Annotated in this window: 9 protein-coding genes; 4 read left to right on the forward strand and 5 right to left on the reverse strand. The window is 68.1% G+C overall.

Annotated features, from left to right (window positions below; translation table 11 throughout):
• Window positions 1-7 precede the first annotated feature (7 nt).
• Window positions 8-508 (reverse strand): SH3 domain-containing protein, encoded by a 501-nt coding sequence (locus OXR08_RS14665; RefSeq protein ID WP_267351000.1) that lies wholly within the window; start codon window positions 506-508, stop codon window positions 8-10.
• Between the two features lie 101 nt (window positions 509-609).
• Here OXR08_RS14665 and OXR08_RS14670 point away from each other — a divergent pair, with 101 nt between their 5' ends.
• Window positions 610-1,608 (forward strand): D-glycerate dehydrogenase, encoded by a 999-nt coding sequence (locus tag OXR08_RS14670; protein ID WP_267351002.1) that lies wholly within the window; start codon window positions 610-612, stop codon window positions 1,606-1,608.
• A 95-nt stretch (window positions 1,609-1,703) separates the two neighbouring features.
• Window positions 1,704-1,895, forward strand: coding sequence for a hypothetical protein (locus tag OXR08_RS14675; protein ID WP_112382211.1), 192 nt, complete (start codon window positions 1,704-1,706; stop codon window positions 1,893-1,895).
• A gap of 199 nt (window positions 1,896-2,094) precedes the next feature.
• Here OXR08_RS14675 and OXR08_RS14680 read toward each other — a convergent pair whose 3' ends face one another.
• The 3 genes from OXR08_RS14680 to OXR08_RS14690 form a co-directional block, all read right to left on the reverse strand.
• Window positions 2,095-2,730 (reverse strand): DUF4893 domain-containing protein, encoded by a 636-nt coding sequence (locus OXR08_RS14680; protein ID WP_267351003.1) that lies wholly within the window; start codon window positions 2,728-2,730, stop codon window positions 2,095-2,097.
• A 91-nt stretch (window positions 2,731-2,821) separates the two neighbouring features.
• Window positions 2,822-3,286 (reverse strand): hypothetical protein, encoded by a 465-nt coding sequence (locus OXR08_RS14685; RefSeq protein WP_267351005.1) that lies wholly within the window; start codon window positions 3,284-3,286, stop codon window positions 2,822-2,824.
• 76 nt (window positions 3,287-3,362) lie between these two features.
• A complete protein-coding gene (locus OXR08_RS14690; RefSeq protein WP_112382208.1) occupies window positions 3,363-4,766 on the reverse strand; it encodes a nitronate monooxygenase in 1,404 nt (467 codons plus the stop codon).
• Between the two features lie 123 nt (window positions 4,767-4,889).
• On the opposite strand from OXR08_RS14690, the gene OXR08_RS14695 reads away from it, so the two are divergent.
• A complete protein-coding gene (locus tag OXR08_RS14695) occupies window positions 4,890-5,849 on the forward strand; it encodes a cation diffusion facilitator family transporter (RefSeq protein WP_267351008.1) in 960 nt (319 codons plus the stop codon).
• Window positions 5,850-5,855: 6 nt separating this feature from the next.
• On the forward strand, window positions 5,856-6,479 hold the full coding sequence (locus tag OXR08_RS14700) for a hypothetical protein (protein WP_267351009.1): 624 nt from the start codon (window positions 5,856-5,858) through the stop codon (window positions 6,477-6,479).
• On the opposite strand, the gene OXR08_RS14705 is transcribed toward OXR08_RS14700, so the two are convergent.
• Window positions 6,434-6,955, reverse strand: a 522-nt coding sequence (locus tag OXR08_RS14705; RefSeq protein ID WP_267351011.1) for a DUF4893 domain-containing protein, incomplete at its 5' end; no start/stop codon positions are given. The genes OXR08_RS14700 and OXR08_RS14705 overlap by 46 nt on opposite strands.

Genomic DNA, 6,955 nt, shown 5'->3' on the forward strand with positions numbered 1-6,955 from the left:
CCCCGCCTCAGGGCAGGCGCTCGCCCGGCTCCACGCCCCAGAGCCGGTCGACGGTGACATAGCCCGCCTGCCCCTTCACGTCGAACCGGCACCAGCCGCCGCCGCACGCGCTCAGCCGCCCCACCACGCCCGGCGCCGCGCGCCACGCGATGCTGGCGCCGTCGCTCGGCCGGGCATACATCGGCGCCGGCTCCGTTCCGCGCACGATCGCGGTGCGGGTATCGCGCAGCAGCGCGGCCAGCATCCAGCCCTCGGTGCCGTCCGGGTCCTGCACGCGCCGCCATTCCTTGAACACCGCCACCACCTTCACCGGCAGGTCGACACGCCGGTACAGCCAGCTGGCCGGATAGCTGCGCGCCGGCCCGGTGCGCATCCGCGCCTGCCCCGCCCCGATCGAGGCATAATAGGGCAGCGCCCGCTTGCCCGGGGCATCGGCCGCCCCGGCATGGTCCGGCATCCCCCCCGCCAACACCAGTGCCGCCACGGCACCCGCCATCCACCTGCGCATCGTCAACCAGCCCCCAGTTCGTCTATCCGCGCTCTACGCCGAGCCGCCCGGCTCCATCAACCACCGTTGACGTTGGCGGGCGCATGGCTCAATCCGGCGTCATGTCCGACACGCGCCGCTGCCCCCATCCCCGGGTCATCGTCACCCGCGAACTGCCCGATGCGGTGGCCGACCGGATGACCGCGCTGTTCGACGCCAGGCTGAGCCGCGGCGACGCCCGGATGACCACGGACGAACTGGTCGCCGCCGTCGCCGCGTGCGACGTGCTGGTCCCCACCGTCACCGACGTGATCGATGCCGACCTGATCGCCCGCGCCGGCCCGCGCCTGCGCCTGATCGCCAATTTCGGCGCGGGCGTGAACCATATCGACCTTGCCGCCGCCCGCGCGCGCGACATCATCGTCACCAACACCCCCGGCGTCCTGACCGAGGATACCGCGGACATGACCATGGCGCTGATCGTCTCGGTCCCCCGCCGGCTGGCGGAGGGCGAGAAGCTGGTCCGCTCCGGCGAGTGGAAGGGGTGGAGCCCCGGCGGCATGCTCGGCCACCGTATCGGCGGCAAGGCACTGGGCATCGTCGGCATGGGCCGCATCGGCCAGGCGGTCGCGCGCCGCGCCCGCGCCTTCGGCCTGTCGATCCATTACCATAATCGCCGCCGCCTGCCGCGCAGCATCGAGGACGAACTGGGCGCCACCTGGCACCCCGATCTCGACGAGATGCTGGCGATCGCCGACATCGTCACCATCCACACGCCCCTCAATGCCGACAGCCGCGACCTGATCGATCGCCGCCGCATCGGCCTGATGCGGCCCCATGTCTATCTCATCAATGCCAGCCGCGGCGGCATCGTTGACGAGGAGGCGATGGTCGATGCGCTGGAGGGCGGTCGCCTCGCCGGGGCCGGGCTGGACGTGTGGCGCCATGAACCGCAGATCGACCCGCGCCTGCTGGCGCTGCCCAATGTGGTGATGATCCCGCACATGGGCTCGGCGACCCTCGAAGGGCGCGTCGCGTCGGGCGAAAAGGTGATCGCCAATATCCGCATGTGGGCCGATGGCCATCGCCCGCCCGATCAGGTTCTCGACGGCTGGGCCTGAACAAAGTTTTGATCCAGATCAATTAACTGATCGGAACCGATTGCAGCCCTGCTGCATTGGCCTGTTGCAACTTACCGCAACAGGAGCTTCCAACCATGAAGAAAGTCGCGCTTTGCGTGGCGCTTGCCGCGTCCGCCCTCTCCATGTCCGCCTGCTCGACGCTGCGCGGCGCTGCGATCGGTGGTGCCGGTGGTGCGGGCGTCGCCGCTGCCACGGGTAACAGCGTGGAAAAGGGTGCCGCCGCCGGTGGTGCCGCCGGCGCCGTGATCGGCACCGTCGCAGACTAAACGGAAAGGCGTCAGCCTGACCCGACCAACCGTTCGTGTCGAGTAGCCATGGGCTAGCGGCAAGGCCGCGTATAGAGATGGTGTATCGAGAGGTATGTTGCCGCCCATGGCGGCGATCCCCCGATACGCTCCTTTGGAGCTACGCGACACGGACGGATTGGATGAGAGTCCTCGATAAGAACTGCTGACGTAGGGCCTCTTATTTCGCCTGCTGCTCGACCGGCACCGGCGTCAATTCATAGACCTGCAGGTCCTCGCCCGGCAGCACCAGCCGCCAGCGAAACGGCCCGATCCGCTCGACCACGCCGAACAGGTCGCGCTCCGGATCCTCGCCATAGCCGAGCGATCCCTCGCCCGCCTGTTTCTGGCGCGCCCCCATGAACACATAGCGCTTCGTGCCATCGGGATAGAGCCACCCGCCCGGCAATGCGCTTCCCGTCTGCTTGGTGAAGCTCAGTCGATCGCCATCCTCGCTGCCGACATAGCAGAAGAATGCCGGAAAACTCCGCACCACTCGCCCGCTCATCACCAGCAATCGGCATTTGTACGATCCGGGTGGCAAGGCGGCATGGTCCAATGCCGCATCGCCGCGCAGCAGGTCGCCCTCGCTCGCCACCGTCGCCCGGCCGCGTCGCTCCAGCCCGGCCTGTGCCGCCGCCCACCGGGCCGGCAGTCCTTCCAGCCGCAGGGCATCGCCGGGGCTGATCGTGCTGCGCCAGGCGGGTTCCTCCTGCGAGGTCACGACCGGCGTCACCGCCGGACGCACGGGTGCGTGCCGCCCACCGCCACAGGCCGCCAGCGCGCCGCACAGGCCGATCCCGATCCACCGCATCATGTTCCCGCCCCTTCGCACCACCGAACCCGGCGATGCCGATACAGACGTTAACGAATGGTTAGAGCAACCCCGGCGATCGGGGTAGTCCGTATCACCAGCGCGACCGGCGATCCGTGAACGGCGCGATGTCGGTCTGCGGCCGATCAGGGCGACGCGCGGTGCCTTGTGCAAACGGTTCGATCGCGACCGCGGCAAAACCGGCATAGCGCATGTCGGTTTCGGGCGGCATCGCGCATCCCTCCCCCGCCACCGCCATTTCCACCTGATCGATGCCACCGGTCTGGAGCACGTTGCGCACGGACCGGAAACGGTTCCAGGCCACCTGCCGCCCCGCCTCGTCACGCGTTTCCAGGGGCACGCAGACCAGCGTGGTGCCCTCGGCCCACGCGGCGCCTTCGGGCGTCATTGCGTCCAGCACCGGGCGCTGATTGGGGTGGAGTTCGCCCACCCCGCGCGAGAAATAGACCTTGCGAATGCCCGGTGCCACGACCGGCGGCGCGCCGTCGGCGGCCGGGCTCGCCGCCTGCAACGCCATCACCACGAAACCGACGATCATCGCATCATGCTCCTTCGCATCCTAGAACGAAGAATAGGCGATTTCGGCCCCGATGCCCAGTATGCGGCCCGGCCGATCAGTCGCCGGTCAGGATGCGATCGACCAGTTGCTTCACCGACGGCACGAAGCCGTTGGAATAGAAGGGATCGCGCTTGAAGTTATAGGCGGCATGGCCGGCAAACATCAGGTTGCTTTCCACGTCCCCGCCATGCGCGATCTCCTGCAACGTCTTCTGGATGCAGAAGCTGCGCGGATCGGCCAGTCGCCCGGTCGAATTCGTCTCGGTGTCCGCCCAGCTCGAAAACAGGCACTGCGACAGGCAGCCCATGCAGTCCGCCTGGTCCTTGCGGATTTCCTTGGTTTCCTCGGGCGTGACGAAGACCAGCGTATTGTCCGGCGTCTTCAGCGCGGTGGTGAAGCCATGCCCGAACCATTCGCGCGCGCGCAGCAGGTCGTTGCGCGTCACCCAGAAATTCTTGCCCTTCACGCCCACGTCGAGCTGGAAGACATGGTCGCCCGCTTCCTGCGTGGAAAAGGCGATCTGCCGGTCCGACCGCGCTTCCAGGTTGCGCAGGAAGGGATTGCGCACCGCCGACGAATAGAAACCGGTCGGGCTGAACCGGTGGAGCAGCACGTCGCCCTCCTCGATCGTCATCAGCCGCGCCTTCCACGCCTCGGGGATCGGGCTTTCGCGGGTCAGCAGCGGGCGGGTGCCGAACTGGAAGGCAATGCGCCCCAGCTCGGGATTGTCGATCCAGTCGTTCCAGTCGCGCAGGTACCAGACGCCGCCGGCCATCACGATCGGCACCTCGTCCGAAATGCCGCCCTCGCGCATCGTCTCGCGCAGCGCCTTGACGCGGGGATAGGGATCTTCGGGCTTCAACGGATTTTCGGCATTGGACAGGCCGTTATGCCCGCCCGCCAGCCAGGGGTCCTCATAGACCACGCCCGCCAGCCACTCGGCCGCCTTGGAATAGGCGCGCTTCCACAGCGCGCGGAACGCCCGGCCCGAGGACACGATCGGCAGATAGCTGACCTGATGCTCGGCGGCGATCTCGGACAGCTTGTACGGCATGCCCGCACCGCAGGTGACACCCGCGACCAGCCCCTTTGTCCGCTCCAGCACACCCTGCAGCACGCGCTGCGCGCCGCCCATTTCCCACAGCACGTTGATGTTGATCGCGCCGTTGCCGCCGGCAATGTCCCAGGCGCGTTTGACCTGCTGCACCGCCCCCTCGATCGCGTATTCGATCAGTTCCTCGTGCCGCTCGCGCCGGGTCAGCGCGCGGTACACCTGCGGGATGATCTTGCCCTCTGCATCGTAACTATCTGCATTTACGGCAGAAACCGTGCCGATGCCGCCCGCGGCGGCCCAGGCGCCGGCGGATGCGTGGTTCGTCGCGGCCACACCTTTGCCCCCTTCGACGATCGGCCAGACTTCGCGGCCGTTATACAGGATGGGGCTAAGGCCTTTGAACACGACGACACCTTATGGGGGACAGCAAAGCCCCCATATAGCGATTGCCTCGCGCCGTGCGAGCGAATTGCGACTCACCGCGCTCGGCGCAGGAACCCGCAAGGCCTCGCAAGCGCTTGGGCTCCCATGTCCGACACCGGCCTGACCGCCCGCATCCGCGAGAACATCGTCCTGTTCGGCGCCTTGGCCGCCAATCTTGGGATCGGCATCGCCAAGTTCGTCGCCGCCGGGATCACCGGATCGTCCTCCATGTTGACGGAGGGCGTCCATTCGGTCGTCGACAGCGGCAATCAGGTACTGCTGCTCTATGGCCAGAAAAAGGCCCGCCGCGCCCCCGATATCGTTCACCCGTTCGGCTATGGGCGCGAGCTGTATTTCTGGGCCTTCGTCGTCGCGATCCTGATCTTCGCGATCGGTGCCGGCGTGTCGATCTATGAAGGGGTGCGCCACATCCGCACGCCCGAGCCGTTGCGCGACCCCACCGTCAACTACATCGTCCTCGTCATCGCCTTTCTGCTGGAGGGCGCGTCCTGGACGATCGCGGTGCGCGAGTTCGCCAAGGCCAAGGGCGATACCGGCTGGTGGCGCGCGATCCACCAGTCCAAGGACCCCGCCGGCTTCATCGTGCTGTTCGAGGATTCGGCCGCGCTGGCCGGCCTCGTCATCGCCGGCATCGGCGTCTGGGCTAGCCATGCCTATGCCGATCCGCGGATCGACGGCGTCGCCTCCGTCCTGATCGGCCTGATCCTTGCCGCGGTCGCGGTGCTGCTCGCCCGCGAGGCCAAGGGGCTGCTGATCGGCGAGCGCGCCGATCCGGTCACCGTTGAGCGCATCCGTGCGCTGGTCGATGCGCAGCCGTGGATCACGCACGTCAACCATGTCCGCACCGTCCATACCGCGCCCGACAGCATCTTCGCCGCGATCAGCGCCGATTTCGTCGACGACTTGCCCATGGGCGAGGCGGAGACGCTGATCGAGCATCTGGAGGATGATCTGCGCGCTGCCGTACCGATGCTCTCGTCCATCTATATTCGCCCCGAAAAGCGCGAAAATGCCCCTCCGCTCGCGCCGCGACCTGCGATATGATGGGCCATGCGCCCGCTCCTTCGCCTGCTCGCTCCCCTGCTGCTCTGGCTGGCATCGGCGATGCCGGCGCAGGCCGCGGTCACCATCACCTTCTGGAGCCATGAGCTCGGCAACAGTTTCCCGCACACCTTTTTCAGCTTGCGGGGCGTGGCCGATGCCGGTGGCCCGCCGGTCGACAGCTATTTCGGCTTCACCGCCCGCTCGGTCAGCCCGGCGCTGTTGTTCGGGTCGGTGGCGGGCCGCCTCGATCGCCCCACCCCCGGCTATGTCGCGGGCAGCGACGCGCAATTCTCGGTGGTGATGACCGATGCGCAATATAGCGAGATCCTGGCCCTGATCGCCGGCTGGAGCGAGGATGGCGGCGACAGCCGCTACGATCTGGGCACCCGCAACTGCATCCATTTCGTCAAGGAGGCGGCCGGCCGCCTCGGCCTGACCGGGCTCGACCAGCCGAAGCTGATGCGCAAGCCGCGTTCCTATCTAAAGGCGGTGGCCGCGGCCAATGCCGGCCGCGTCACCCCGATCGGCCAGCACGGCAGGGCCTATCTCGCCACGCTGCCGCCGATCGCGCCGGTGACCGCGGCTCAGCCCGCCGGCACGATCTCCACCACGTCGAGCAGCGATTCATAGGCGGGATAGGGCATCGCGATCCGCCAGCGCGCCGGCCCGACCCGCTCCACGATCCCCACCATGTCGCGCGCCCGGTCCCGGCCATAGGCCAGCGGCCGCGCCTCGTCCGCCAGCATCAGCGTCCCCAGAAACACCGCGCGCGCATCGGTATCGGCATAAAGCCGCCCGGCGAAGCGCTGCGATCCGTCCAGCTTGACCAGCCGGCTGCCGCCCTCCGACACCCGGCATCCGAAGAAGGGATAGGCGACGTAGCGCAGGCGCGTCATGCCCTTGGCGCCCAGCTTGATCGTGCGGCAGCGATAGTCGCCATCGGGCAGCGCGGGGTCGGCCAGCGCCCGGTCGCCATCCGCCAGCGCGCCCAGCGCGGCCGCTGCCCCCGCATGTTCGCTGGCCCGTACCTGCGCCATTGCCTCGACCCATGCGTCGCGCCACCGCCGCAACCGTCCCCGATCCTCCTTGGTGGCCACCCGCCGCCA

Source organism: Sphingomonas sp. GM_Shp_2 (genome assembly GCF_026540875.1).
Lineage (GTDB): Bacteria > Pseudomonadota > Alphaproteobacteria > Sphingomonadales > Sphingomonadaceae > Sphingomonas > Sphingomonas carotinifaciens.